Source organism: Proteus sp. G4380, assembly GCF_963885725.1.
GTDB classification, from domain to species: domain Bacteria; phylum Pseudomonadota; class Gammaproteobacteria; order Enterobacterales; family Enterobacteriaceae; genus Proteus; species Proteus mirabilis.
The window spans coordinates 1-25,311 of record NZ_CAWPAV010000067.1 but is presented as its reverse complement, the minus strand read 5'-3'; the positions used below and the strand labels follow the sequence as shown (position 1 = coordinate 25,311).

Annotated in this window: 23 protein-coding genes; 5 read left to right on the top strand and 18 right to left on the bottom strand. The window is 38.6% G+C overall.

Translation table 11 applies throughout. From position 1 onward, the window contains the following. Nucleotides 1–39 precede the first annotated feature (39 nt). The 5 genes from AACU98_RS05800 to AACU98_RS05780 all read right to left on the bottom strand — a co-directional run bounded on the left by AACU98_RS05800 (nucleotide 40) and on the right by AACU98_RS05780 (nucleotide 4,766). The gene (locus AACU98_RS05800; protein ID WP_004243735.1) at nucleotides 40–741 is read right to left on the bottom strand and encodes a DedA family protein; all 702 of its coding nucleotides are present in this window, start codon (nucleotides 739–741) and stop codon (nucleotides 40–42) included. 39 nt (nucleotides 742–780) lie between these two features. After that, nucleotides 781–1,650, bottom strand: a complete 870-nt coding sequence (gene truA, locus AACU98_RS05795) for a tRNA pseudouridine(38-40) synthase TruA (protein WP_004243736.1) — start codon at nucleotides 1,648–1,650, stop codon at nucleotides 781–783. Further along, nucleotides 1,650–2,660 carry an aspartate-semialdehyde dehydrogenase gene (locus AACU98_RS05790; RefSeq protein ID WP_004243737.1) on the bottom strand — a complete coding sequence of 337 codons (1,011 nt, stop codon included), beginning with the start codon at nucleotides 2,658–2,660 and terminating at the stop codon, nucleotides 1,650–1,652. Before AACU98_RS05790 ends, truA begins: the two co-directional genes overlap by 1 nt. Nucleotides 2,661–2,704: 44 nt before the next feature. After that, nucleotides 2,705–3,832 (bottom strand): 4-phosphoerythronate dehydrogenase PdxB, encoded by a 1,128-nt coding sequence (pdxB, locus tag AACU98_RS05785; RefSeq protein WP_004243739.1) that lies wholly within the window; start codon nucleotides 3,830–3,832, stop codon nucleotides 2,705–2,707. A gap of 148 nt (nucleotides 3,833–3,980) precedes the next feature. Continuing rightward, nucleotides 3,981–4,766: an AraC family transcriptional regulator gene (locus AACU98_RS05780; protein WP_049199614.1), complete on the bottom strand. Its 786-nt coding sequence runs from the start codon at nucleotides 4,764–4,766 to the stop codon at nucleotides 3,981–3,983. A 121-nt stretch (nucleotides 4,767–4,887) separates the two neighbouring features. On the opposite strand from AACU98_RS05780, the gene AACU98_RS05775 reads away from it, so the two are divergent. Continuing rightward, complete coding sequence (locus tag AACU98_RS05775) at nucleotides 4,888–5,808, top strand: DMT family transporter (protein ID WP_004243742.1); 921 nt, start codon at nucleotides 4,888–4,890, stop codon at nucleotides 5,806–5,808. 568 nt (nucleotides 5,809–6,376) lie between these two features. Here AACU98_RS05775 and fabB read toward each other — a convergent pair. Further along, a complete protein-coding gene (fabB, locus tag AACU98_RS05770; protein WP_004243743.1) occupies nucleotides 6,377–7,588 on the bottom strand; it encodes a beta-ketoacyl-ACP synthase I in 1,212 nt (403 codons plus the stop codon). A 204-nt stretch (nucleotides 7,589–7,792) separates the two neighbouring features. Here fabB and mnmC point away from each other — a divergent pair, with 204 nt between their 5' ends. Continuing rightward, entirely contained in the window at nucleotides 7,793–9,832 is a 2,040-nt protein-coding gene (gene mnmC / locus AACU98_RS05765) for a bifunctional tRNA (5-methylaminomethyl-2-thiouridine)(34)-methyltransferase MnmD/FAD-dependent 5-carboxymethylaminomethyl-2-thiouridine(34) oxidoreductase MnmC (protein WP_155289945.1), read from the top strand. Between the two features lie 87 nt (nucleotides 9,833–9,919). Here the strand turns inward: mnmC and AACU98_RS05760 are convergent, their stop codons facing one another. The 7 genes from AACU98_RS05760 to prmB form a co-directional block, all read right to left on the bottom strand. After that, nucleotides 9,920–10,468, bottom strand: coding sequence for a GNAT family N-acetyltransferase (locus AACU98_RS05760; RefSeq protein WP_161735680.1), 549 nt, complete (start codon nucleotides 10,466–10,468; stop codon nucleotides 9,920–9,922). 101 nt (nucleotides 10,469–10,569) lie between these two features. Beyond that, nucleotides 10,570–11,466, bottom strand: coding sequence for a hypothetical protein (locus AACU98_RS05755; RefSeq protein ID WP_004243747.1), 897 nt, complete (start codon nucleotides 11,464–11,466; stop codon nucleotides 10,570–10,572). A 321-nt stretch (nucleotides 11,467–11,787) separates the two neighbouring features. Then, a complete protein-coding gene (locus tag AACU98_RS05750) occupies nucleotides 11,788–12,060 on the bottom strand; it encodes a YfcL family protein (protein WP_004243748.1) in 273 nt (90 codons plus the stop codon). Nucleotides 12,061–12,194: 134 nt separating this feature from the next. Next, nucleotides 12,195–12,749 (bottom strand): elongation factor P hydroxylase, encoded by a 555-nt coding sequence (locus tag AACU98_RS05745; protein ID WP_004243749.1) that lies wholly within the window; start codon nucleotides 12,747–12,749, stop codon nucleotides 12,195–12,197. Nucleotides 12,750–12,765: 16 nt separating this feature from the next. Next, entirely contained in the window at nucleotides 12,766–13,566 is an 801-nt protein-coding gene (locus tag AACU98_RS05740) for a sulfite exporter TauE/SafE family protein (RefSeq protein WP_004243750.1), read from the bottom strand. A 172-nt stretch (nucleotides 13,567–13,738) separates the two neighbouring features. After that, a complete protein-coding gene (aroC, locus tag AACU98_RS05735) occupies nucleotides 13,739–14,824 on the bottom strand; it encodes a chorismate synthase (RefSeq protein ID WP_004243753.1) in 1,086 nt (361 codons plus the stop codon). Nucleotides 14,825–14,912: 88 nt separating this feature from the next. Further along, nucleotides 14,913–15,791 (bottom strand): 50S ribosomal protein L3 N(5)-glutamine methyltransferase, encoded by an 879-nt coding sequence (prmB, locus tag AACU98_RS05730; protein ID WP_046334445.1) that lies wholly within the window; start codon nucleotides 15,789–15,791, stop codon nucleotides 14,913–14,915. Between the two features lie 448 nt (nucleotides 15,792–16,239). Between prmB and AACU98_RS05725 the strand changes: the two genes are divergently transcribed. Then, nucleotides 16,240–16,794, top strand: coding sequence for a Dps family protein (locus AACU98_RS05725; RefSeq protein WP_049208153.1), 555 nt, complete (start codon nucleotides 16,240–16,242; stop codon nucleotides 16,792–16,794). A gap of 152 nt (nucleotides 16,795–16,946) precedes the next feature. Further along, a complete protein-coding gene (gene smrB, locus AACU98_RS05720; protein ID WP_004243759.1) occupies nucleotides 16,947–17,489 on the top strand; it encodes an endonuclease SmrB in 543 nt (180 codons plus the stop codon). A gap of 42 nt (nucleotides 17,490–17,531) precedes the next feature. Here smrB and sixA read toward each other — a convergent pair whose 3' ends face one another. The 4 genes from sixA to AACU98_RS05700 form a co-directional block, all read right to left on the bottom strand. Next, the gene (gene sixA, locus AACU98_RS05715) at nucleotides 17,532–18,017 is read right to left on the bottom strand and encodes a phosphohistidine phosphatase SixA (protein WP_161735678.1); all 486 of its coding nucleotides are present in this window, start codon (nucleotides 18,015–18,017) and stop codon (nucleotides 17,532–17,534) included. 433 nt (nucleotides 18,018–18,450) lie between these two features. Continuing rightward, nucleotides 18,451–20,619, bottom strand: coding sequence for a fatty acid oxidation complex subunit alpha FadJ (gene fadJ, locus AACU98_RS05710; protein WP_161735676.1), 2,169 nt, complete (start codon nucleotides 20,617–20,619; stop codon nucleotides 18,451–18,453). Next, nucleotides 20,619–21,923: an acetyl-CoA C-acyltransferase FadI gene (gene fadI, locus AACU98_RS05705; protein WP_004243765.1), complete on the bottom strand. Its 1,305-nt coding sequence runs from the start codon at nucleotides 21,921–21,923 to the stop codon at nucleotides 20,619–20,621. The genes fadJ and fadI overlap by 1 nt, the downstream gene beginning before the upstream one ends. Before the next feature lie 236 nt (nucleotides 21,924–22,159). Then, nucleotides 22,160–22,456, bottom strand: coding sequence for a YfcZ/YiiS family protein (locus AACU98_RS05700; protein ID WP_004243769.1), 297 nt, complete (start codon nucleotides 22,454–22,456; stop codon nucleotides 22,160–22,162). Between the two features lie 345 nt (nucleotides 22,457–22,801). On the opposite strand from AACU98_RS05700, the gene fadL reads away from it, so the two are divergent. Continuing rightward, nucleotides 22,802–24,163 carry a long-chain fatty acid transporter FadL gene (fadL, locus tag AACU98_RS05695; RefSeq protein ID WP_161735673.1) on the top strand — a complete coding sequence of 454 codons (1,362 nt, stop codon included), beginning with the start codon at nucleotides 22,802–22,804 and terminating at the stop codon, nucleotides 24,161–24,163. A gap of 75 nt (nucleotides 24,164–24,238) precedes the next feature. On the opposite strand, the gene mlaA is transcribed toward fadL, so the two are convergent. Continuing rightward, nucleotides 24,239–24,982, bottom strand: coding sequence for a phospholipid-binding lipoprotein MlaA (gene mlaA, locus AACU98_RS05690; RefSeq protein WP_004248410.1), 744 nt, complete (start codon nucleotides 24,980–24,982; stop codon nucleotides 24,239–24,241). Between the last annotated feature and the right edge of the window lie 329 nt (nucleotides 24,983–25,311).

The window sequence follows — 25,311 nt, the reverse complement described above, 5'->3', positions numbered from 1 at the left end:
TATTATTGCTATTCTACGGCAAAAGCTAATGATAACTGCTCAAACCTCTTGGTTATCACTCTCTTTTTTGGCCTTTGCACTCGCTCTACGATGGCGTATCACCTCGATAACACCTGGTAAAATAGAAATAACAATAATGGCAACAATTAGCAATTTTAAGTTCTTTTGAACAATATCTAAGTCACCAAAAAAGTATCCAGCATAAGTAAATAGCAGTACCCATGCAATGGCACCCGTAACATTATAAAAAGCAAAATGACGATATGACATTTTGCCCATTCCTGCAACGAATGGCGCGAAAGTTCGGACAATCGGCACAAATCTTGCCAAAATTATCGCTTTACCACCATGTTTTTCATAGAAAGCATGGGTTTTATCTAAGTATTCTCGTTTAAAGATACGTGAATTGGGATTACTAAAGAGTTTTTCACCAAAAATGCGCCCAATAGAATAGTTAACCGCATCACCTAAAATCGCAGCGAAAAGCAGTAAGAGAACCATTAGGTGAACATTAACATCATTGGTATCTAACGCAGATAAAGCCCCCGCAACAAACAGTAACGAATCGCCCGGTAAGAATGGCGTGACAACAAGCCCCGTTTCACAAAAAATAATTAAAAATAGAATGGCATATACCCATGTACCATATTGAGCGACTAACTCGGCTAAATGGACATCAATGTGTAAAATAAAATCAATTAGAAATTTTATTAAATCAGCAAATTGCGTTAATAATTCCATAAATCCTCAGAAAACGGGGTAATTTTATGTTTAAAGTATTTAAAATGGGTTATCTGCTAAAAATAGCGGCCCCATTGCAGGTTTAGGAAGTTCGAAACGTTCAGGGTAATCAACCGAAACAAGATATAAACCATTTGCTTTTGCAGTTGCTGCTGCTTTAGTCCTATCTTTTAAGGCTAATAATTCAGCCATCCAAGTAATAGCCTGATTACCACAGCCAATTTCCAATAAACTCCCCACAATATTTCTTACCATATGATGGACAAAAGCATTGGCTTTTATATCTACCACCACATAATCACCATAGCGTGAAACATTCACATGCATCACATTACGCCAAGGTGTTCTAGATTGGCATTGTACGGCTCTAAACGAGGTAAAATCATTCTCGCCTAATAAACATTGGGCAGCTTGATGCATTCGTTGTGCATCTAGAGGGTAATGGAAATGCGTTACCCCTGAGGATAAAATAGCAGGACGATAGCGATGATTAAAAATCACATAACGATAACGTCTTGCGGTTGCGCTAAATCGAGCATGAAAATCATTCGCTACCGTTTTTACCCAACGAACGGCAATATCTTGTGGTAAATGGGTATTAACCCCCATCGTCCATGCCGCATCTTTGCGATGAGCCGTTGTCTCAAAGTGCACAACCTGCCCGGTTGCATGAACTCCGGCATCAGTTCTGCCGGCACAAAAAACAGAGATAGGCTCATTTGCTACTTGAGATAACGCTTTTTCTAACCGTTCTTGGACACTACGAACCTCATTTTGACGTTGCCAGCCATAATAGTGGCTACCGTCATATTCAATGCCTAGCGCTATCTTTAATGGTGTACTTTCTGCCACAATCGCAGGCTCACTGATTGACTGCGCTATCACATCAGCACTCTCTTGGTCGTTCATCAGTAAAACTGCTCCTGCACTAATTTTTCAGCCACTTCTACAGCCATTAATGCTCCGCCAAAACGCACGTTATCTGCAACAGACCAAAATTGTAACGCTTCAGGCACACCATAATCATTACGTAAGCAACCTAAGTTCAAGCTAACATTACCGGAGGCATCGGTGACTTGAGTTGGAAAATCATTTTCATCACTAATATTGAGGGAGTCATGTTCTTGTAATGTTTCCCGTGCTTCTTCACTTCCCATTGGACGTGATGTTTCCAACTGCACAGATTGTGCATGACCATAGAAAACAGGCGCTTGTAATGTGGTCACTGAGATAGGTAGTCCATCGTCTTGCAAGATTTTACGGATCTGATCAACCATTTGGCGCTCTTCTTGAATAGAGCCTTCATTATCAACTAACAATGGTAAAATATTAAATGCCAGTTGTTTATTAAAGCGACCAAGTTCTGGAGGAACACCGTTCAGTAAGCGCGCACTTTGCCCCGCTAATTCATCAACAGCTTGTTTACCAAAACGAGATACTGACATCAAATTTGTCACATTCAAGCGAGTTAAGCCTGCGGCTTCGGTTAATGGATAGATAGCGCGTAACAGTTGGCTTACCATGCTATCAGCAATAGCGATAATATTGCGGTTACGATACTCTGCCAGCATAGATGTATTCACCCCTGGTACAACTAAAGGTACATCCCACTCCATCGCAAATAAACCACTGCAATCAATAACAATACAACCTGAATCCGCTGCAAGTTGTGCGTATTGCGCACTAATCTCAACCGGCGCGGCAAAAAAAGCGAGTTGAATATCCGCCCATTCGATATTATGAATACCTTGTACTGCAACACTTTTACCCTTTACACGGATAGTTTTGCCAATACTGTCTTCACTGGCGATCGCCGTTAATTCGCCAATAGGAAAATCACGCTCTTGCAGAAGCTCTAAAATAGCTTCACCCACAGCACCTGTTGCGCCCACAAGCGCAATATTCCAACCCTCTCCCATAAAATATCCTCCAATACAGTAAAATGTTTAAATAATGTCACGTCTTATTTATGTGTTGCATTAAACCCAATAGCATTGAGTAAGCTCGCCGTTGTCGGGTTATCACATACCACCTGTAATGAAGACCATTCACGACGGACAGGGTAAAACTTACGTAGCTTATCAAACTCCCCTTTGATACCGGCAACTTTGCGCAATGGTGCATCATCACGACGTACATCATAGACAAGATGAATAAGCTGTTTGAGTAATGTTTGAGTTAATTCACCTTGTACAGAAATTGTGGAGATCAACGGTTTTGGTAACAGTGTTGATAATTCAACGTGTTGAGGTTGACCAATAAAATCACAATAAGCTTCATAAACCTGCGTTGTTCCTCTCGCCTTCCCTTCTAAGGTATAGCCGGCAATATGTGGTGTTGCGATATCAACTTTATTTAATAACTCAAGAGAAAGATCGGGTTCTGGCTCCCAAACATCTAGAACAACGCGTAACTTTTTACCTTGGTTTAAGGCTGATAATAATGCAGCATTATCAATAACCTCGCCACGGCTTGCATTAATTAAAATACGACCTTCAGGTAAAATATCGAGGTTGCTCTCATTAATTAAATGGTAACTGTTATAACGACCCGATTTATTTAGCGGTGTATGGAAAGTCAGGATATCTGCCTGCTTTAATAGCGTTTCTAAAGAATGAAATTGTTCATCATCCCCTCTGTCAGCTCTAGGCGGATCACAAAGTAGTACATTCACACCTAATGCGCGTAAGCGTTTTGCCAGTCTCCCTCCAACATTGCCAACCCCAACAATGCCAACGGTTTTATCTGTTAATTGAAATCCTTCTTGCTCAGCAAACACCATCAACGCAGAGAAGACATATTCAACAACAGCGATCGCATTACAACCTGGCGCAGATGAAAACGCTATTTTTTGTTGCTCTAGCCATGCTGTATCAACATGATCAAAACCTGCCGTTGCGGTGCCGACAAATTTTACCGGTTTGCCCGCTAATAGTGATGCATTGACTTTAGTAATCGATCTCACCATCAATGCATCAGTATCATCGAGCTCTTCAATAGGTAAAGGGCGACCCGGTACAGCTTTTACTTCGCCTAATTGGCAAAAAAGCTGCTGCGCATAAGGCATGTTTTCATCAACCAGAATTTTCACGGTGTTATCTCACTGATTTGTTTTTTATGTGTGTAAACAAAGGATCAAAAATAAAATTAAGCGGTCTATTTTGCCACTTATTCCAAGTAAAGCCTATTATTGACGATAAAAACTGACGCTATTTTAAGTAAATATATGAAAAGAAACCTTAACCATTGGGTAAGCGACGAAATCTTTCTGGTGTTGTTCCAGCAAATTGCTGAAACATGGCAATAAATGAGGATGATGAGCTATATCCAACATCAAAGGCCACATCATTAACACTTTTTCCTTGTTCTAACAAAGAGATAGCATGTAAAAAACGTAATCGCTTACGCCATTCACTAAAAGACATGCCTAACTCTTGCTGACAACGACGTGATAAGGTTCTTTCTGAGGTATAACGTTTTTTTGCCCATAATTCTAATGAGGTATTATCAGCAGGATTTTGCTCTAATGCTGCCAAAACGGGTGCTAACAGCTTATCTCTTGAGGAAGGTAAATAGGTATGGTGAATAGGAGATACTTTTAGTTGGTCTATTAACACTTGAGATAAACGTAGATCTTCTTTTGTTTGCGGTTTACAAACACCACGACGGAAGAAATCGGCAAAAATCGTCGAAAAAATAGGACTTAGTTGAATAAGACAGGGTTTATCCAATAAACCTTCACACCAACTGGGTGCAATATCTAGCACCTTAAAAGATAAGGTTTTTTTATTGTAGCTTGCGTGCCCTACTTTTTCAGGGATCCATACACTAAATTCAGGTGGCGCTAAAAAACGCTGCCCGCCAGCTTCTAAATCCATTACTCCAGAGATCACATAAAGCAATTGACCAAACTCATGTTGATGATAACGAAATTCAGTTTCTGCAAGCAATTGCTCATCACGAAAACGGACCGTATCTGGATCAGAGAGTAACCACTGCATCTCTTTTTGTTGTTCAATTGTCATCTTAATGTTGCTCTTTTATCGTTTTGTCTTTATTGGTCTATCGGTTGTCTGCTTTTCATTATATATATCTAATCAGACAGGCTTACAATAGCCATCTGGTTTAAAAATAGATGTGAGAATAATGAAAAGTATAATCTTCCCGCTGTTAGCGGTACTTATTTGGTCAATTAATGCGGTTGTCAATAAAGCGGCAACATCTGTGATAGATCCAGCCGCTATCTCATTTTATCGCTGGTTCTTAGCATTTTTACTGATGACGCCGTTTCTATTAGTCCCTGTTTGGCATCATCGTAAAACCGTAAAACAATATTGGTGGAAATTATTTATTCTCGGCGCATTAGGTATGGGGTTATATCAAAGTTTAGCTTACTATGCGGCTTATTATGTGACAGCAACCTTTATGGGAATATTGAATTCACTTATTCCATTATTAACCGTTATTATTAGTATTTTTGTACTGCGTGTCGTGCCTACTGTAGGGATTGCACTCGGAACTATTTTATCTATTAGTGGACTTGTCTGGTTAGTCAGCCACGGTGATCCTTCACAACTCCTTTCTCAAGGATTAGGACGTGGTGAATTAATGATGTTTATCGCATCAACTGCCTATGCATTTTACGGAGTACTTACCAAACGTTGGTCAATTCCTTTACCTAATTGGCAGTCTCTATATGTACAAATAGGTTTTGGTGTTTTATTACTAATACCTAATTTTCTTACCGCAGAAAGTATTGCATTAACAAAAGATAATGTTGGATTAGTTATTTTTGCAGGGGTTGGCGCCTCTATTTTAGCGCCTTATCTGTGGATCTTAGGTGTAATGAAATTAGGTGCAAATACAACCTCTATCTTTATGAATTTAATTCCTCTATTTACCGCAATGATCGCTGTAGCAGTGTTAGGTGAAGAGATGCACAGTTATCATTTTATTGGCGGAGGCGTTATTTTATTGGGAATATTCTTAGTACAAAAACTAAGAGCACCACTGAATTTCCGTCGTCAATCTGTCACAAAAAAAGCAGATTGTCAGCAGGAGATGTGAGTCAATGTCAGCTAGACTATAAATAAAAAAATACCGGCTAAGCAATTAGCCGGTCACTTTGCTCCCCTAGTTTTTATAAATAAAAACCAAGGCAAGAAAATCAAAGTATAAAATATAAAGTAATACAAGTATCCGTTGCAAACATTACCAACTTTTATATTAAATATCTCCTGCTTATTTAATATAAAATAATCCAGATCAATTTTTCCCCTCACCTTTTTAATGCTATCGATATTTTCATTAAGTTAACTATTTATAAAATAAAGGATTTAATCTATAAAATTAGTTTTTAATTAAATGATTGATTTAAAATCATAGTGAAAACAACTAATTTTAAACAATTAGATAGTTATTTTATCTATTGGTTCTGTATGATAAAAAAATGACAATCAATAAGATTGTGCTTTAATAATATTTACAGCATTTTTTTAACATAGTTTTCTAGAAAACCAAAAGGATCTTTATTTATTTTGCAGAACAAATTTATTTATACAAAAAATAAAAAAGCAGTCACTTATTATAAGCAACTGCCTTTATCATTTATACAAGGAAAACTAAGTATAACTAACTATTTCTTATACTTACTCATCACAAGTGAAGCATTAGTGCCACCGAAACCAAAGCTATTTGACATCACTGTATCTAGTTTTTGCTCTGTTGGTTTGGTAATGATATTCATACCATCCGCTTTATCATCAAGCTCTTCAATATTAATACTTGGTGCGATAAAACCATGCTCTAACATCAGTAGACTGTAAATGGCTTCATGAACACCTGCAGCCCCTAATGAGTGACCTGTCATTGCCTTAGTTGCAGAAATAGCCGGTGTTTTAGTTCCAAAAACTTCAGCAATCGCTTCAAGCTCTTTTAAATCACCCACAGGCGTCGATGTACCATGAGTATTGATATAATCAACATGATCAATACCTTGCATTGCCATTTGCATACAACGTACGGCACCTTCTCCCGATGGAGCAACCATGTCAGCACCATCAGATGTTGCACCATAGCCGACAATTTCAGCGTAGATATGCGCACCACGTGCTAATGCGTGCTCTAATTCTTCAACAACCACAATACCGCCACCACCAGCGATAACGAAACCATCACGGTTTTTATCATAGGTACGAGAAGCTTTGGCTGGTGTATCATTATATTTTGTTGAAAGTGCCCCCATAGCATCAAACTCACAGGTCATCTCCCAACTTAGCTCTTCACCACCACCGGCGAAAACCACATCTTGTTTACCTAATTGAATTAATTCAACCGCATGACCAATACAGTGTGCTGATGTTGAGCAAGCTGAACTAATTGAATAGTTAACACCTTTAATTTTAAACGGTGTAGCTAAACAAGCTGATACACCAGACGCCATTGCACGAGTTACCATATAAGGACCTACACCGCGTAGACCTTTAGCTCTCATGCCGTCCGAACCTTGTACTTGGTTACGAGGAGAACCACCACCGGAGCCGACAACTAAACCAGAACGAATGTTAGAAACTTGATCTTCTGTTAGACCTGAATCTTCAATCGCTTGTTGCATAGATAAATAGGCATAAACCGATGCATCACTCATAAAACGGCGGATTTTACGGTCAATAAGACCTTCAGTATCAAGCTTAACATTACCCCAAATGTGGCTACGTAGCCCCATCTCTTTAAATTCTTCTGAGAAAGTTATCCCGGAACGGCCTTCTTTTAAAGAGTCCAGCACTTCTTGCTGGTTATTACCAATGCTCGAAACAATACCCAGACCCGTGATCACTGCGCGCTTCATTTATACCTCTTTACAATAATAGTTGTAGCTGCGGGATTTCTGAATAGCACTTTAGCGTACACTTGTACGCTGAACAAGTCCGATCAGGATCTTTTTTACAAAAATGCAGATAATATGAAAAATCTCTGCGTACTCAAAAGGTGGAAGATGCTTAAGAACAGCGTTAAGATAGCCCATTATTTTTGGTAAAATACAGGTAGTTCCGTGAATAACACTGCTATAAATACCGCCTCTTTAAGTTGGAATGAACTTGGTACTCCGATTTCAAAACAGTTTGATGACATCTATTTTTCCAACCAAGATGGTCTTGAAGAAACTCGACATGTATTCCTACATGGAAATCATTTTCCATCTCGTTTTGGTACACATGTACGCTCTGAGTGTGTTATAGCAGAAACCGGATTTGGCACAGGATTAAACTTTTTAACACTGTGGCAAGCCTTCGAGCAATTTCGTCATCACTCACCTGATGCGTCATTAAAGCGTTTACATTATGTCAGTTTTGAAAAATTTCCTCTGACTAAAGCTGATTTGCAAACAGCCCATAGCCATTGGCCAGAACTAGCACAATATTCAACAGCGCTTTGTGCACAGTGGCCTTTACCTATTGCCGGTTGTCATCGGCTTATTCTTGCTAATGGCACGATAACGCTTGATTTATGGTTCGGTGATATCAATACATTACTGCCACAAACTCGCCAAGCTTTACATAATAAAGTTGATGCGTGGTTTCTTGACGGCTTTGCACCAAGTAAAAACCCACAAATGTGGAGTGAAACATTATTTCAAGCAATGGCAGACTCGATGCGTGAAAATGGCACTTTTGCCACCTTTACCGCAGCTGGGATAGTAAAACGAGGATTGCAACATGTTGGTTTTGAAATAAAGAAAATAAAAGGCTTTGGTCAAAAAAGAGAAATGTTAACAGGGGTATTTCCCCATCCTCCTGCCAATGCATTTGTTCCCTACTATGCCAGACCTTGTGCTACACAAACAAAAGATATCGCCATTATCGGTGGGGGGATCGCCAGTGCATTAACTGCGCTCGCCTGCTTAAAAAGAGGCGCCAAAGTCACGCTCTATTGTGAAGATACACATCCTGCGGCAAATGCCTCAGGCAATCGGCAAGGTGTGTTATATCCATTACTTAATGGTAAATCTGATGAGTTAGAACACTTTTTCACTAACGCTTTTTTATATGCCCGCCGTTATTATGATGAGTTAAACCATAAAGGCGTAAACTTTTCACATCAATGGTCTGGTGTTGCCCAAGTTATCTATAATGAAAAAGTACGCAAAAAAATAGCGCGAATAATCGAGCATTCCACACCTTTTTCTCAACTCGCTCATTATGTTCATCAAGATGAAATGAATTCACTTTGTGGATTAGCTATCAACCAAGATGGTCTTTTTTATCCTCAAGCAGGTTGGCTTTCTCCCACAGAGTTAACCACCAATGCATTAAAATACGCTCAACAACAAGGTCTCAAGCTACTCTTTGAACATCAAGTCACTCAATTAACCTCACAACAACAGCATTGGCAGTTAGAGGTGACTCACCAAGCAACAACGTATAAAACACAACATGATTGTGTTATTTTAGCTAATGGGCACCGTATTACTGATTTTATACAAAGTGAAAAACTGCCTATCAGTGCAGTAAGGGGTCAAGTTAGCCATATTTCAACGACACCTGATATCGCACAATTAAAAGCGGTGCTCTGCTATGATGGCTATTTTACGCCGGTTGATCCTCAAGATAATCTGCATTGTGTTGGGGCAAGCTTTCGTCGTGATCGACTAGATTTAAATGTTTCAATTGAAGAGCAACAAAATAATCAATGGCATCTCACACACTGTTTAGCACAATCACCTTGGGCACAGCAGGTAGATTTTAGTGATAACGATGCGCGTGTCGGGATCCGCTGTACAATAAGAGATCACCTTCCTTTATTAGGTGAAGTACCCGATTTTGAAAAATTAGTTGTCGCCTATACGCATTTAGATCGATTTAAGCGTAGAAAGCAAACACCTATTTTGGCGCCGAGTTATCATCAGCTTTATATTATTAGTGCATTAGGTTCACGTGGTTTATGCTCTGCACCTTTATCTGCGGAGATCTTAGCAAGCCAAATCTTTGATGAGCCATTTCCTGTAGAAGATAGTGTGTTAAATGCCTTACATCCTAATCGTTTCTGGGTAAGACCATTACTGCGCGGAAAAGCCATTGAATTAAAATCATAGGCTCAGTCACTGAAATTACGGTTGATATTTAAGTAACTATTGTTAATGGGTTACTTAAATATCTTTATAGCATTTAAATTATAGTATTTAAATTTCACACTTCATCGCACAACGCATTTCTCTCGCAAATCCCCCATGCACTACTTCATTATCTAAAATTTGTTGTAAAGAATAGGGTATTTGATGCTCAAGTAAGATATAGAAACCTAAACGCTGATAATAGGGGGCATTCCAAGGGACATCGCGGAAAGTCGTTAACGTTACCGCATTAAATTGCTGTAATTTAGCTTCATTTTTTACTGTCTGGATCAGCAATTTACCAATCCCTTTATTTTGCCAATCTTGACTTACCGATAACTCATGAATAAATACACTTTCAGGTAATTGTTGCGTCATGATAAAACCAACGGGATGATTGTCATGATTAACAGCAACCCAGTGAGCATGTTGATGGATAAATTGAATATGCGCCTCAACACTTTGTACGCCACTTTCGCTGATCCAACTTAATTCTTTTATGCTACTAAATAACTTTCCTGCCGATTGTTCAATCTTCGGTAGTTGGTTGGCATCAGCCAATTGAGTTGGCCGAATAGTGATCTCATGAGTGGCAATTTTATTTGATGCGTTGGTCATAAATAATCTCTTTTATAACTTGCTATTTGCTTATTAAGAGTATCAATTACCTATAAAAAAACCATCCATAAGGATGGCTTTTTATCCGTTCTACCAAAAATTTAATCTCTAGGTAAGATCCCATAAGATTGATATTGGCTCGCTTGATGAATAAAAGAATTATAGTATTTATTATCTTCAACAGAGTTTTTTACTGCTCTTTCACTATCGGCTTTTGATAGCTTATTTATTGCTTCATGTAATGGTGTTTTAAGCTGTTTATGGATATTAGGATCATTACTTTCTTTAATTTGATCAAGCAATGCAACCCAATTTTCTGCCTCTGCTTGAATATCAGGATCAGTAAATTGTGGTTGAGGTAAACTGTAGTCTAACGCTAGATTAACAGTATCGTTATACTCATCTTGAGGGGAAAGTGGTTTTAGATCTTGACCATAATCAGTCATAATATATTGGATTAATTCAGGTTTATCAAAACATTTGGTTTTGATGTTCCCCATTTCGTTTTTATTATGGCTTTTAATTTCACTGGGGAAAGGTTCACCTAACGTATAAGTACATTTAAATACATTGCCATCAATCAAGGTAGCATTCGTGCTTTGTAATGGCATTTCTAACTGATAGCCATTAATAACCACTTTATATTCTGTTGGTTTAAAGCGATCTCCCTTACCTTGTACAGCATAGACTTCAGATAAACGGTAATACATAAAATTATCAGGATTTAAAATTCCACCATTGTTGTTTTCATACACCATAAAAGTGGATTTATTACCTGCACTATCTTGTAAACTATGTTCGCCCGGTGAGAGTGTTAAATAACCACTTTTACCCGGCTCAACCTGATATGTTTTATCATCAACAACAAAGCTCATGCTTTTTTCACTGGGATTACTGTAATAAAACTTATCTTTTTTATTATCTAAATCAAGTTGATCACAGGCAGATAAAACCAATACCGTGCTAGCAATAAGGCTTATTTTAAAGAAATTTTTCATCGTATTGTTATCCTTATCATAAATATTTTATGCAAATCATTTGCATCCCGAGAAACATTCCTAAAAAACATTTAAAAGTAATTTGGCAGAAATGGCAAGGAGTAACAAAAGATAGCACTATTATGCTTTAATCAATGAAAGAGACATCGACTTTGAAAAATCAAATAAAAACAATTGATAAATAGTAAGGAGAATTTTTGTATAAAATCCTTTCTTTTTCAAGCTCAACTGTCTTAAACAAGGTTTTCGATGTGGTTAATCGTTAGCAATCAAAGAAAAACAACCGATAGTATCGGTTGTTCTCAATATAGGTTATTTATACTAATTAATCGAGTTAACTAAATCATGCCACGTCGATAAAACCAATATTTGATCAGGAGGAGAAAGCTCTCCTGCTTTGATAGCTTTTTGAATGCTCTCTTCTACACGGGATTTTAATGCTGATAATTGCGTATTGTTTTCTTGCTCAAGCTCCGCAATCGCTAAAGTGATGTGGCCTTGTAAATATCCACCAGCAAATAATTCATCATCCGTAGCATGTTCAACACGGCTATCAATTTTATCTAATAAGTACGTTTCATACTCAGAAAGCATTATTTATCCTCAATATATAATGTTGCTATCAGATTTAAGTCACTCGATGTTTCAATAGCAACCTTATTACCTCAGGCTTTATTGGTTTACTAAAACCTGCGCAGTGGATAGACGAGGATAGTATCTCGTCATCCTTAATTAACGAGGGGATTTTCCTGATAAGGAAATTGCTCCGGCGTTAACTCAGGTGTATTGTAAAACAAATGTAACGCATTAATAAATAGCTGTGCACGTGGCGGGATATTTTTATCGCGCAAATAAGCTAATACTTGCTCTCTCACCTTGTTTCTAAACTGGTAACGGTCTGGCTCAAAATCCCCGTCTAAATTATCGCAACTCACGTTAAATGGATAATTGGCTGCTTGGCAGAATAACCAGTCAAGAGCTTGAGGCTTGATTTCAACTCGTTCAAACTGCTCTTGAGTCACTTGATCTCGCCCATCAGGACAATACCAATAACCATAATCAACCTGCTGACGACGCGCATCCCCAGCAATACACCAATGCGATATTTCATGTAATGCACTCGCGTAAAATCCATGTGCGAAAATGATTTGGTGATAAGGTATCTCTTCACTCTTAGGCAAATAAATTGGCTCGTTATCACCTTTAACTAAACGTGTTTGGTAACTATCGCTAAAACATTGATTAAAAATATCAATTAACTGCTGATAATGATGTGCTGACATTTAAAAATTATCTTTCCTAATTAAAAAGTGCAGAAAACCAAAGTGCAATAGTATCACCATGATTGTCATGAATGAGTTTGATGCTCATCAAAAAGGAGATAATGACCAGCATTGGTCTAATTAATTTTTGTCCTTTGGTTAACACCAACCCTGCACCTAAGCGAGCACCAATAAACTGCCCGCATAACATAACTAAACCTATGGTCCAAATTACCTGTCCACCAAGAATAAAAAATAGCAAAGAGCCAAAATTAGAGGTGAAATTGAGTAATTTAGCATGTGCCGTCGCCTTTGAGAGATTATAACCAAGTAACATGACATAACCTAAAGCGAAAAAAGATCCTGTTCCAGGACCAAAAACACCATCATAAAAGCCAATACCACCGCCAATAATAACCCCGAAAGTATAATAGCCAAGACGTTGCTTACTATCCTTAGCCCCGATAGATGGTGTTAATAAAAAATAGAGACCGATTGCGATAGTAAGAACAGGCAGCGCTTGTTTTAGTAATTCAGGATTAATAAATTGTACTAACATCGCACCAGAAACAGCACCAATAAAAGTCATAAAAATGGCAAAGCGCTGTGCTTTTAAATCAATGACGCGACGACGAATAAAATAGAGTGTGGCTGAAAAAGAACCGCCCACTGATTGAAGCTTATTTGTTGCCAACGCTTGTACGGGTGATATCCCCGCAGAGAGCAAGGCAGGAATAGTGATCAACCCACCACCGCCAGCAATAGAGTCAATAAAGCCTGCTAATACAGCAACAAAAAAGAGTAGAAGGTAGATGCCATCTGAAAATAGCCAATCCATTTATCTATCCGAATTATCAGAAATGAGGGGGCGTGTGTTACTGATTTATTTGACTATTTTAAATAAAAACAGTAACACTATCTGAGCATAGAATAATAAGGCGCTCACACCTTTAAAAACTCATAGCAAACTTACTACAGATTATTCGCTGTATTATTGATGTAAGCTAAGATCACCATTGCATTAATGGAGGAATAACATCACCACATTGACCCCGTTGACGTAACGCATGATCAAGTAACACAATAGCCATCATAGCTTCTGCAATAGGAACAGCTCGGATACCGACACACGGATCATGTCGCCCTTTGGTGATCATATCGACTTCTTCACCTTGTCGATTAAGTGTCTTACCAGCAATAGTAATACTTGAAGTTGGCTTTAAAGCAATGTGTGCAATAATAGGTTGACCACTACTAATGCCACCTAATACGCCCCCCGCGTGATTACTGCTAAAACCTTCTTTGGTAATTTCATCGCGGTTTTCAGTCCCTTTTAAGGTCACCACATCAAAACCATCTCCGATTTCAACGCCTTTTACTGCGTTGATGCTCATTAACGCATGAGCCAAATCGGCATCAAGTCTATCAAAAACGGGTTCGCCTAATCCTGCAGGTACACCTTCTGCAACCACGGTAACTTTGGCACCTATAGAATTACCCTCTTTTTTTAGCGCTCGCATATATTCATCAAGGGCATCTAGGCGAGAAGGATCTGGGCAAAAGAATGGGTTGGTTTCTACAATTGACCAATCAACTAACTCACAACTAATCGGCCCTAATTGAGATAAGTAACCTTTTACTTCAATACCAAATTTTTGTTTAAGGTATTTTTTGGCAATAGCACCCGCTGCGACACGCATGGCGGTTTCTCGAGCAGAAGAGCGTCCCCCGCCACGATAATCACGTAAACCATATTTCTGTTCATAGGTGTAGTCTGCATGCCCTGGGCGGAATACATCTTTAATTTCGCTATAATCTTGAGAGCGCTGATCCGTATTTTCTATTAATAATCCAATACTGGTTCCCGTTGTTACACCATTAAAAACACCCGATAAAATACGCACTTGATCAGGCTCTCTACGTTGTGTGGTATAACGTGAAGTTCCCGGTTTACGTCTATCTAAATCAACTTGTAGATCCGCTTGCGTTAAAGGTAATCCGGGAGGAACACCATCCACAATGCAACCTAACGCTGTGCCATGAGACTCACCAAAAGTGGTTACTCTAAATAATTGCCCGATACTGTTTCCCGCCATCCCTCAATTCCTATCTTATGACTGACTGTGTGATGTTATTAATATGTTATTTGCAACCATAACAATCTACCGTTTCATCACATTGACATCAACGTTTATCGCTAGCAAAGCTATCTGAAAATTCGACAAGTTGCTCACGCGTTAACATAAAGACACCAATGCCTCCCTTTTCAAACTCAAGCCAAGTAAAAGGAACTTCAGGAAATTGTTCGATAAGATGCACCATGCTATTACCTACTTCGCAGACAAGAATGCCTTTTTCGCTTAAATAATCAGGTGCTTTTAGTAAAATTTGTCTGGTGATATCTAAGCCATCCACACCAGAAGCCAATGCAAGTTCGGGTTCAATATGGTATTCATCAGGCAAGTCACCCATATCTTCAGCATCAACGTAAGGTGGATTCGTCACGATAATATCGTATGGTGTAGGAACAATTGCCTCAAAGAGATCAGATTGCATTGGATAAACACGATGAATTAAACCATGATTTTCAATATTAAACTCGGCAACTTCTAACGCATCAGCTGAAATATCGACGGCATCGACTTCTGCTTCTTGAAATTCATGGGCGCAAGCAATAGCAATACATCCACTGCCAGTACATAAATCAAGGATACGGGTTGGCTCTTGCCCAATCAGTCCAGCAAAATGGTTATTAATCAATTCACCAATGGGAGAACGAGGGATCAAGACACGTTCATCAACATAAAATTCATGTCCACAAAACCACGCTCGATGCGTTAAATAAGGCACAGGAATTTTTTGTTCAATACGAACCTCAATAAGTTGAATGATTTCCATTTTTTCAGAGGTTGTAAGTTTGGTTGATAAAAGAGCATCAGGAATATCTAAAGGAAGAGCCAGTGTAGGTAGAACAAGCTGTAACGCTTCATCCCATGCGTTATCCGTACCATGACCATAATAAATATCTGATGAATTAAACTGACTCATAGCCCAACGTAACATATCTAAGATCGTGCTTAAATCAGCTACGGCTTCTTCTTTTGCTGTGATATCCAAAACTGTTGTCCTCTGACGGATCTGACGAAATAGAAAGTCTGTAGTTTGCCATGAAGATCGTGATAAATCAGCGTTAGATAATAAAAAAAGACAATATTATTAAATTCATCTCGTTTTATCTTTATGACGAAACAAATTCAATATTAGCCAGATAAACCAAATCAATCACACAAAAACCATACAATCAACTAACAAAAAACAAAAAACCAGAACAAATAATTATATTTATCACTTTAACTAGTAATTATAAGAAATCGATCCATACTTATTTACATGTGATTTATTATTGAACTGAACAGTCAGTAATATCAATAACATCTTGTTCTGCAATTAGTTGTTCTGTTTACGATGTTGTTCTCTCAATAATACTTTTTCGATTTATTAGGAGATGAAAATGAGCAGTAAAAAACTAACCCCTACTGAAGTTAATGATGCACATAAACTCCAAACCCGTCCTCTATCTACCCCTACAGATTTAGCACCTAAAGCAACAAAAGAAGTTAGTGCAGCGATGAATGCTATTCTTGCGGATGTGTTTGCTTTATATTTAAAAACAAAGAACTTCCACTGGCATGTGAGCGGTCCTCATTTTCGTGACTATCATCTAATGTTAGATGAACAAGGTGATCAGCTCTTTGCCATGACAGATCCTATTGCCGAGCGTGTACGTAAAATTGGTGGCATGACATTACGCTCTATAGGCCAGATTTCAAAAATGCAACGTATTAAAGATAATGATGCAGAATTCGTTGAGCCTTTAGATATGTTAGCCGAGCTATGTCAAGATAATCAATTACTTGCAGCAGAACTGCGAAAAGCACATGTTGTCTGTGATGAAAATAACGATATCTCTACCGCAAGCTTAATTGAAAATTGGATCGATGAAACAGAGCGTCGTACTTGGTTCTTATTTGAAGCTTGTCGACGTGCAGAAACATCAGGGCACTAATTAATCTATTTGCTAGCTATGTGACTATTTTGGCAGGGATCCCCCCTGCCTTTTTTGTTTCATCTATTTAACAATAGTTTTTTATCTCCCCTTATATTTAAGGTACTATTATTTATAGATATAGATGATAGCAATGATGAAGAACGCTAAAAATGAACAAAAAATTCATATTACCTCCTTCAGAAATAGAATTATTTCAGGAGATGATAAAAGGCACCAAAAAGCTCCCACAAGATAAAATACGCCACCAAACACCGCGAAAAAAAGTGACTCATTATCCAACAGAGCGATTACAGCAAGAGCAAATAGATGCTTCTTACTATTTCTCCGATGAGTTTCAACCTAACTTGGCAACAGAAGGCCCGATGCGTTATTTAAGAGAAGGGGCAAATGCGTACGAGCTAAAAAAATTGCGTCGTGGTGATTATGTACCAGAGTTTTTTTTAGATTTACATGGATTAACACAATTAATCGCCAAACAAGAAATTGGTGCCTTAATCGCGGCCTGTAGAAGAGAGCATGTGTATTGTGCCTGTATTATGCATGGGCATGGTAAACATATTTTAAAACAGCAAACCCCTCTTTGGTTAGCTCAACACCCTGATATTATTGCTTTTCATCAAGCACCAAAAGAGTGGGGAGGTGATGCTGCACTATTGCTGTTAGTCGAAAATGATGATATTGCGCGTCGTTAACATCACCGAATAAATCAGAACAATATAAATAACATATAGACTTTATTCGGTAGTTTGTTTTAAGTTTGCTGGGGAGACTTGCCACAGCAATTTCCCCGAGCCTGTTGATAAATCAAAATTAACACAAGCAATCGTTGAGGTAGAAAACATCGGAGCACTCACTGTTGGACAAAGCTCTGCCACGACATACCCCACTAAAGGTAGATGTGATATAACTAGAATATTGTGATATCCCACTTCCCCTAATGCCCTTAAATAATGTGCAATATGATCAGGATTACCCCCAGGAATAAGCCCTTCATCGGTTTCTATCTTAGCGGGTAATACTAAGCCTTGTTGCACAACATTCAGTGTTTGTTGTGCCCGCAAATAAGGACTAACTAAAACATAATCAATACTATGCTCTTGCTGTGTCATCCAATTCGCCATGGTTAATGATTCATATTCACCACGCTCTGTTAAAGATCGTAGTGCATCACTAGGCGCATCAAAAGTAGCCTCACCGTGGCGCATAATAAAAATTTGCATAATCAATATAAACCTATTTTGTTGTTATCATTTCTAAGGGGATCAATACATAAAGCAAGTAAGAATAACAAATATCTAGTTTTGACCAAAACCCCCTAACAAATAATACGCTATTTTATCCAGTAAATTTGCTCTATTTGGTATATTTTAACACCAAAAAATTATATTTAATCTCTTATTAAAACAAACTGTCTTTAGAATATACCATTGGCGTTTATTATCCCCCAAAAACACTTTTCACTCAGCTATCATTAACATTTATGAGCCGATTTTTCATTAATAATAACACCTTGTTTAATCAGCGCTTAATTTAGCGAAAAACACCGTAACCCCTCGCCCAATGAGTGAACTGCATCTCAATTATATAGGTACAAAAAAAGGCGCATAAGCGCCTTAATCATCCTTTCTACTCATTGCATTATAGAATAGATAGCTAGCTATAGAATCGTTCATTTAACTTGGCCATTGCTGCTAATCGCTCACATGGCTGGAACTTTTCACCGTATTTTTCAGTTAATTGATTAAGCTTATCGACTATTTTTGTTGTTCCCATACTATCTATATACCGGAATGGTCCACCAAAGAAGGGAGGAAAACCAATACCGAAAACAGCACCAATATCACCATCCCTAGGTTGTTGAATAATGTTTTCATCTAAACAACGAACAGCTTCATTAAGCATAAGCAATAAACAACGTTCGGTTATTTCTGAAGCCGATAACTGATTTTTAGGTTTAACCTGTAATAAGCGATAAATCATCGGGTCTGCACGCTTTTTATTTTTTCCTAAAGAGAAAGGTAAGGCATGCTGATTATAGAGATAAAAACCACGACCGTTTTTACGCCCTTTTCTGTCATCCGCAATAATCGCATCCACCGCAGGAGGAGATGCAAAACGCTCACCAAACTCATTGACTAAAATAGGCGTTATTTTAGTACCAATATCAATTCCCACTTCATCTAAAAGTTGAATGGGGCCGACTGGAAAGCCAAATTGAACTAATGCTTTGTCAATATTCTCTATCGTTTCCCCTTCAACCAAACAGGTTAAGGCTTCACTAATATAAGGGGCGAGAATTCGATTGACATAAAAACCGGGTTTATCTCCTACCACAATGGCAACTTTGCCTTGTTTTTTAGCAAAAGCAACGGTTGTGGCGATTGTCTTAGCATCCGTTTTTTCATGAGGGATCACTTCAACTAAGGGCATTTTTTCAACGGGACTAAAATAGTGCAGCCCAATTATTTTTTCTGGATATTGTGCTTTTTCAGCAATTTTATGGATAGGAAGAGAAGAAGTATTTGAAGCAAAGATGATCTTGCCTTCACCTAAGGCTTCAATATCAGCCACCATTTTTTGCTTTAAAGCCAAATCTTCAAAAACAGCTTCGACAATAAGGTCAGTTTGATGGAAACCGCTATAATCCAATGTCCCTGATAATAACCCCATTTGTCTTTGGCGTTCACGAGCAGAGAGCCGTTTTTTCTTGACCTTAGTTGATAACGCTTTCCAACTATAGTTAAGTGCCTGCGCAATACCTTTATCACTAATATCCTTAATTCTAACGGGTAAATTACCTTTTGTTGCTGTCACAAAAGCAATACCGCCCCCCATTACCCCCCCACCTAAAATACCTATATGGTGTAAGTTATCTGGCTTTGCAGATGATCCTGTTTCATTTTTCAATGCTGTTGAGGCAAAAAAGAGATGCCGTAATGCAGATGAAACCGGGGTCATGGCTAATTCACCAAACGCATTAGCTTCTTCTTTAAAACCTGTTTGAATATCTTTCTCTAAGCCTCGTTCAATAACATGAAGAATACGCTCTGCCGCTGGGTAATGACCTTTGGTTTTAGCTAAAGTGCGCTTTTTAGCTTGATCAAAGAGGATATTCCTTCCTAATGTGGTATTTGCCCAAAAACGCTCCATAATAGTCTGTTTTTTAGCAGCTTTTTTAGCTGTTAAAATCCATTGGGCTGCAACATCTAATAAAATAGCTTGTGGCACAACGTCATCGACTAAGCCAAGCTTGAAAGCCCGTTTGGCATTAATTTGTCGCCCAGTTAAGATCATATCTAAGGCGGTCGTAACCCCTATTAAACGTGGTAATCTTTGGGTTCCCCCCGAACCTGGTAGTAATCCTAATTGAACTTCCGGAAGGCCTAAACGTGTTTTACTGTTATCGGAGCAAATTCGCCCATGGCAGGCTAATGCTAGTTCTAATCCTCCACCTAAACAGGCGCCATTGATGGCTGCGACGACAGGCAAAGGATAATTTTCTAATTGAGTAAAAAGATCTTGTCCTGCTTTTGCTAATGCGGTGGCCTCTTCTTTGGTTTTGCAATCTGCAATCATTGATATATCAGCACCAGCAATAAAATTATCAGGTTTACCTGAGGTGATAATTAATCCTTTTACACCTGAATGTTGCTGAGCCTGTTTTAATACATTTTGAAACTGTTCAACAAAAGCAGCTTTCAGTGTATTGACCTTTTCATCTACAACATTAATGGTGATAATTCCTACCTTATCGGGACGTACTGAAAACTGGAATACCGGTGATTTCTCAGATGAGGTTTGTATCCTTTGTTGAGTCGCCATTATTCCACCTCCAAAATCATCGCTGCACCCAATCCGCCCGCAGCACAAGCTGTTGTTAAACCAAAGCCACCACCTCGGCGTTTCAGTTCATGTAATGTTTGAGTCACCATTCTCGCCCCTGTTGCAGCAAAGGGGTGTCCATAAGCAATAGAGCCACCAAGAACATTGAATTTATCCATATCAACTTCACCTATTGCTTTTGACAGTCCGAGTTGCTCTTGAGCAAATTTATCACTTGCAAATAAGGTTAAGTTACTCAACGTTTGAGCCGCGAAAGCTTCATGCATATCTATTAGTGTTAAATCACTCAAAGTAAGACCGGCTCTTGATAGTGCTAACGGAGTCGCATAAGAAGGCCCCAGCAACATATCTTTCCAGACATCAATGGCGGTAAAAGCATAGCTACGCAGATAACCTAAAGGTTGATAGCCTAAACTTTTGGCAACAGACTCTTTCATCATTAGCACAGCAGCAGCACCATCCGTAAGGGGCGTACTATTAGCCGCTGTCACACTACCGTGGCGCCTATCAAAGGCAGGCTTCAGTTTTGCGTAAGAATCAAGTACAGAATTTTTGCGGATATTATTATCTTGATGAAAACCTGATTTATAAGGTGGGAAAAATGCCGTCATAACTTCGTCATTTAATTTTCCCATTTCCCACGCTTTGGCCGCTAATTGATGAGAGCGATGCGCTAATTCATCTTGCGCAACTCTTGAAATATGATAAGTCTTAGCCATCTGCTCAGCAGTATCCCCCATACGCAATCCTGTGGAATACTCAGCCACTGCGGGTGCAACGGGTAGCAGATCACCAAAGCGTAGTTGACTTAAATAACTAAGCCGTTGCCCTAATGTTTTCGCTTTACTTAAACTGAGTAAGACATCGGCTAATTTTTTACTCACGCCAATCGGTAATACAGAAGATGAATCTGCGCCACCAGCAATACCCACTGAAACGTGACCTGCCAACATACTTTCAGCCACATTAGCAATAGCCTGAAAACTCGTTGCACAAGCACGGGTTACACTATAAGCATCTGTTTTTACACTTAGCCCTGCGCCAAGTACAATTTCGCGGGCAATATTCGGTGCGGCAGGCATTTGTACTACTTGACCAAACACCAGTTGATCAATAATTTCAGGAGGAATTTCATTACGGATCACTAATTCTTGTACAACCGAGCGCCCCAGCTCAACCGCAGGGATCCCCCGATAAGCGGTTGCTTGTTTAGCAAATGGGAGACGCAATCCACTGACAATCGCAACACGATCTTTTATGGTACTGCTCGCTGATGACTTCATAACGACTCCTGACAAAATGAATTCCTAACACCAAAGAGGTCTGACCTGATTAATAGAGTTAACAAAATTTTCACTTATCAGAAACATCATTTTATAAGAAGTGGGAGTTAGCGCTCATTATTTCATTCAATTAGCTGTAACTCGAAGAAAACAATAAAAGGAAGGAATAAATAATGATAAAAAATAAAAAAGGCTACTGAATTTCAATAGCCTTGAAGAAGTTTAATTTCAAAGGATTAACGTAATCCTAATTGGAAGATCAGATTTTCTGCTTCACAAGAGAAAGTAAAATCAGCGGTTAATTGAACGCCACCTTCAACATCAGCAAATTGATGTTTAATTTGGCAAGGTTCAGATGCAGTGGCATTAGCTTTAGCTGTTAGCTCATTTAACATCGCTTCAGCTTGAGCCTTATCGGCAAAAACGTGCTGATAAGATGCGGTACAATTTTTGTTGTCGATAATAGTACCAACATCAACACAACAACAAGCAGCTGTTTCTTCTGCATTACAACGATTAATTGCGTCTGCCATTTTAGTCTCCCAACAAAAGAAGTGTTAATTATCTATCATAATAGCAAAAAAATAAAATAACCTGCGTTAGCTCAAATTAACCTACAATTTTACAAAAAAAATTGATTTTACTGTTTGTTTAATAAACAAAACCATCTTTATTGGCATTTAATGTAAAATTAATGTTAACTAAATCCCAAATTTTAAATCAAATTGGAAATATATATAAAACAAACTTGCAACATTACCACTATTCATCTTTATACTTAAGCAACTGGTCTGATTTGTCATAACGACAACCGCACCTAAAATCCAGCGCTTCTAATCAGAAGTTACTTATTTAAAAAAATTATGAGGGTTTAGGTCATGAACCGTAAAAACCTGTTTACTCGCACAGCTCTCGCTGCCATTGTAGGAACACTTTCCTCTTATGCAAGCGCTGCCGGTTTTCAGTTAAATGAATATTCAACTTCAGCACTAGGTCGTGCTTTTTCAGGAGAAGGCGTTATTGCAGATGATGCGAGTGTAGGTAGTCGAAACCCTGCCGCATTGACCATGTTTGATCGTCCTGAGTTTTCCGTTGGTGCTATCCATATTAATCCCAGTGTTGATATTAAAGGTAAATCTCCACTCTCTGGCGCCAGCACTAATGCCGGCGATATCGCCCCAAGTGCTTTAGTCCCCAATATTCACTTTGTTGCGCCTATCAACGATAAATGGGCAATTGGTGCATCAGGTACTACTAACTTTGGTTTAGCTACCGACTTTAAAAAAGATTACCCAGCAGGTTTAATTGGCGGAAAAACTGATTTAAAAACCATGAACTTAAATTTAAGTGCAGGTTATCGAGTTAATAAACAATTTAGTGTCGGTTTAGGCTTAAATGCGCTCTATGCTGATGCTGAAATTACCCGCCATGTAGGTGAAGCCGGTAAGCTATTGGGTGGTGCCTTATCTCAACATCCAGATCCTGACTATCAGGGATTAGGCCGTTATTTATCAGGCTTATCGCCAAGTGATCGTTTTGCACAATTAAAAGGGGATGCTTGGGGCTTTGGCTGGAACGCCGGTTTATTATATGAGTTTGATGAAGATAACCGTATCAGCTTCACTTATCGCTCTAAAGTAAAAGTGAAATTTAAAGATGGTGATTATCAAAGTGATATCCGCTCATTACCCGCACTAGAAGGTATGGGAGTGATTGGTACTAATGGAGACACCATCAAAGGTAAATTAGACCTTAACCTACCGGAGATTTGGGAATTTGCCGCTTACCACCGTGTCGCCCCTAAATGGGCTGTCCATTATAATTTAGCTTATACCAGTTGGAGTGAGTTTAAAGAGTTAAGAGCAACACGTAAAAGTGATGGTCAACAACTCTTCAACAAAGAAGAAGGCTTCCGTGATGCATGGCGTATTGCATTAGGAACCACTTATTACCATGATGATAATTGGACATTCCGCACCGGTATTGCCTTTGATGATAGTCCTGTTCCTGCGGATAAACGCTCTATCTCGATCCCTGACCAAGATCGCTTCTGGTTAAGTGCAGGGGCAACCTACGCATTTAATAAAGATATGTCTGTGGATGTTGGTTTAGCCTATATGCACGGTAAGAAAGTGACGATTAAAGAGAAGCTATCTGAAAGCTTACCATTGCCGGCTTATGAATTTGAATCATCAGGTAAAGCATGGTTATACGGTATGAACTTTAACTATCGCTTCTAAGCTGATTTGCTACTTTAAATACAAAAAATGGTCTTAAAAAAGACCATTTTTTATTTAAACAACCAGATAAACAGATTAATCGATAGAATCTAAATCATCTTCAATCGCTTTTGCGTTTGGATTTTCACCTGTTTTCCCGCCATTAGCATCGAAATCATTTTTTTGGAAATAGGCTTCACGCATCATTAAATATGGATCAGATGAGTTTTGTAAAATTGCATCTGAATCTAATAATTGAGCTCGCGTTTCAATACCTTCAAGGGCCCATTTACCCGCAGACATCCAGAAAGTGAGGTAACTCAGTACTGGATAGGTGGCATCAGCCCAATCGCCCCCCTCTTCTCGCACTGTAAAGCTGCCATAGCCCGGTAATACCACATAAGGGCCATATCCCACACCATAATGCCCTAACGTACTACCAAACCTTACAGGAACTTCTTTTTCCATTGATTCTCTAGACATTCCTGCAACATCGATTAAACCACCAATACCAAATACGGTATTGATCCAAAAACGTCCGAAATGCTTAGCCCCTTTTTCAAAATCTCCACGTAAGATGCTATTTAGCATACTTGCTGGCTCTTCAAGGTTACCTAAGAAATTCGATAGTCCATTACGTGCTGGTGGTGGAACATAATCACGCCATACTACGGCTACAGGTCGTAATACGTAAGGATCTAAAACATAATAGTTAAAATTAAACATCTGGCGGTTAAACCCTTCCAAGGGATCAGAACGACTGTCACCATTGTTAGGTGTGCTTGCACATCCTGAAAGTAAAGCTACTAAAAGAGCAACACCGCACAGGCGATACTTCATAATGTTCTCCGCTAACTGTCCTATGATAATCAGAGCATAGGTCACTATTCATCATCTTTACATATAATACTGTCAATAGGCGATAAGTGATACTGTTATTCGTTTTTAATCTTATAAGAACATTCGGGATTTATTTTTATCCAATAGAGCTAACTATGCCCGATTGATAAAAATATTTGAGATTGTTTTTTATGCAAAACACCTATAGTTACATAGTTCAAAGAAGAAGTAATTCGCAATAATCAAGCTAAGAATTTTCTTACCTTAAAGTATCTATCTATATAAAAAATACGCTATTTTATTTGTTATTTTTATCCATTTTATATCAA

Excerpts from the sequence above, each read along its gene's own strand:
- AACU98_RS05790 (WP_004243737.1), bottom strand. The coding sequence starts at position 2,660 with ATGGGAGAGGGTTGGAATATTGCGCTTGTGGGCGCAACAGGTGCTGTG.
- AACU98_RS05700 (WP_004243769.1), bottom strand. The coding sequence starts at position 22,456 with ATGGCAGACGCAATTAATCGTTGTAATGCAGAAGAAACAGCTGCTTGT.
- fadL (WP_161735673.1), top strand. The coding sequence starts at position 22,802 with ATGAACCGTAAAAACCTGTTTACTCGCACAGCTCTCGCTGCCATTGTA.
- AACU98_RS05760 (WP_161735680.1), bottom strand. The coding sequence starts at position 10,468 with ATGACCAACGCATCAAATAAAATTGCCACTCATGAGATCACTATTCGG.
- prmB (WP_046334445.1), bottom strand. The coding sequence starts at position 15,791 with ATGTTACGTTGGGCTATGAGTCAGTTTAATTCATCAGATATTTATTAT.
- truA (WP_004243736.1), bottom strand. The coding sequence starts at position 1,650 with ATGAACGACCAAGAGAGTGCTGATGTGATAGCGCAGTCAATCAGTGAG.
- aroC (WP_004243753.1), bottom strand. The coding sequence starts at position 14,824 with ATGGCGGGAAACAGTATCGGGCAATTATTTAGAGTAACCACTTTTGGT.
- fabB (WP_004243743.1), bottom strand. The coding sequence starts at position 7,588 with ATGAAGCGCGCAGTGATCACGGGTCTGGGTATTGTTTCGAGCATTGGT.
- mlaA (WP_004248410.1), bottom strand. The coding sequence starts at position 24,982 with ATGAAGTATCGCCTGTGCGGTGTTGCTCTTTTAGTAGCTTTACTTTCA.
- fadI (WP_004243765.1), bottom strand. The coding sequence starts at position 21,923 with ATGAAGTCATCAGCGAGCAGTACCATAAAAGATCGTGTTGCGATTGTC.
- smrB (WP_004243759.1), top strand. The coding sequence starts at position 16,947 with ATGAACAAAAAATTCATATTACCTCCTTCAGAAATAGAATTATTTCAG.
- AACU98_RS05800 (WP_004243735.1), bottom strand. The coding sequence starts at position 741 with ATGGAATTATTAACGCAATTTGCTGATTTAATAAAATTTCTAATTGAT.
- AACU98_RS05780 (WP_049199614.1), bottom strand. The coding sequence starts at position 4,766 with ATGACAATTGAACAACAAAAAGAGATGCAGTGGTTACTCTCTGATCCA.
- AACU98_RS05750 (WP_004243748.1), bottom strand. The coding sequence starts at position 12,060 with ATGCTTTCTGAGTATGAAACGTACTTATTAGATAAAATTGATAGCCGT.
- AACU98_RS05725 (WP_049208153.1), top strand. The coding sequence starts at position 16,240 with ATGAGCAGTAAAAAACTAACCCCTACTGAAGTTAATGATGCACATAAA.
- sixA (WP_161735678.1), bottom strand. The coding sequence starts at position 18,017 with ATGCAAATTTTTATTATGCGCCACGGTGAGGCTACTTTTGATGCGCCT.
- AACU98_RS05745 (WP_004243749.1), bottom strand. The coding sequence starts at position 12,749 with ATGTCAGCACATCATTATCAGCAGTTAATTGATATTTTTAATCAATGT.
- AACU98_RS05755 (WP_004243747.1), bottom strand. The coding sequence starts at position 11,466 with ATGAAAAATTTCTTTAAAATAAGCCTTATTGCTAGCACGGTATTGGTT.
- fadJ (WP_161735676.1), bottom strand. The coding sequence starts at position 20,619 with ATGGCGACTCAACAAAGGATACAAACCTCATCTGAGAAATCACCGGTA.
- AACU98_RS05775 (WP_004243742.1), top strand. The coding sequence starts at position 4,888 with ATGAAAAGTATAATCTTCCCGCTGTTAGCGGTACTTATTTGGTCAATT.
- AACU98_RS05740 (WP_004243750.1), bottom strand. The coding sequence starts at position 13,566 with ATGGATTGGCTATTTTCAGATGGCATCTACCTTCTACTCTTTTTTGTT.